1 protein-coding gene is annotated in these 1,633 nt (G+C 35.0%); it reads right to left on the minus strand.

The features are described from left to right. Positions 1-139 precede the first annotated feature (139 nt). A complete protein-coding gene (locus EJK17_RS11185) occupies positions 140-1,366 on the minus strand; it encodes an IS110 family RNA-guided transposase (RefSeq protein ID WP_103662720.1) in 1,227 nt (408 codons plus the stop codon). Positions 1,367-1,633: the final 267 nt, after the last annotated feature.

Raw genomic sequence — 1,633 nt, forward strand, 5'->3', positions numbered from 1 at the left:
CGTATGTTTTGCTTTATTATTTTGTATAATTTAACGACTTAATTAAAATTGTGTCGATTTATTTTTAAACGAAAGTATGACAAATAAGCCTGCAAATCTATAATTTTTGTAAGCTTAGTTTTATAATGTACTTGATCAATTAATTACGACTAAAGTCTTTTTGATTATGGGTGGCTACGTTGTAATCATATAGTTGATCATTGATAATCAGAGCATAGATCGTTCTGATTAATTTATGTATTGAAGCAATAGCTATCTTCTTGAATCCTTTGGTTTGAGAGGATAGCTTTTTGCTTTCATAATAGTCTGCTATATGACAAGGATTGGTCTTTGAGGCAAGAGCAATTTGACCAATAGCGCGGTAAAGTAGTTTGCGTGCCACTGCATTGCCATGCTTAGTAATGCTTAAATTGGAATCCATTTCGCCTGATTGGTATCTGCCTGGATCAATTCCAACGAAAGCATTGATTTTATTGGGGTTACTAAATCTGCGTAAATCACCTAATTCTGCCAAGACCCTAACTGCAGTAATTTGGGCAAAGCCAGGAATGCTTTCCAGGTTTTCTAAATCATGATTAGACAAAGACTTAGCCATTTTAACCATTTGCTCAATTATCTTTTCTCTGTGTTTACTTAAGCTGAGCAGTCTATGGGCATAGTATTGCGCCTGTTCAGCTTCTACGCTGTCAGATGAGACAACAGGATAAGCTTTGTGAGCCAATTCAATTAATTTATCTGCAGTCTTTTGTGCGTGCTTAAAGCCGATACCCTTTAATTGCATTAGCCAATTGACGATTTGCTTTTTATCATCTTTTTCAACCAGATCACAGTGAGGATAATGACGAACTATTTTCCAGTAATTCTTGCCTTTGGCAGAGCAAAATAAAGTTTCAATCTCAGGGAAAGTTGATTGCAAGGCTTGATGAAGCCTGTTTTTAGCCATTACCAAGTCACTTGTCAGCTGATCATAAAAGCGACTCAGTGAATTAAGCTGCTTATAAGTTTGGGATTGAAGCTTTTTAACTGGATGATGATGAAGCCGTTGAATTAAAGCTAAGTGATAAGCATCAGTTTTATCAGTCTTGTTGTGTCTCAATCCCATATCCATTTCCTTTTTAGCTTTAAGTGGGTTAAGAATTACATAATCATAGTCATAATCTTCAAGAAAAGCCTGCAATCTGCGTGAGTAAACACCAGTAGCTTCAAAAATTATTTGCGGATGTTTAGAAAAAGCGGACAGTTCTTTGAGCAGCTGAATAAAGCCAGGGCGATCATTAGTAATTGTAAACTCATTTTTGCTTTCACCAATTAACTCGCAAACAGTAGAAGTAGACTTGCTTACATCAATTCCAAAAGTAACTTGCATGATTAAAACCTCCTAAAGCTAAGTAGTAAAACGTATTGACTTAAGAAATCAGATCTAATTTTCTAAACTCGACATCAAAGTGTCCACATTCTTCGAAGAGACTATTGAAAACTTAAGTAAAACTGCCAGTTTATTTTACGACATCAAGTGTCTAAAAGCGACAGGGCATATCGTTTTACTACTACTTTAATTCTACAAGAGAACAAAAATAGTGAATCAATTATCCCGTCGGATAACTAATTCACTATTTAGCTTAGAATGTTTATT

Origin of the sequence: Lactobacillus xujianguonis (assembly GCF_004009905.1) — a bacterium.
In the GTDB taxonomy this organism is placed as follows: domain Bacteria; phylum Bacillota; class Bacilli; order Lactobacillales; family Lactobacillaceae; genus Lactobacillus; species Lactobacillus xujianguonis.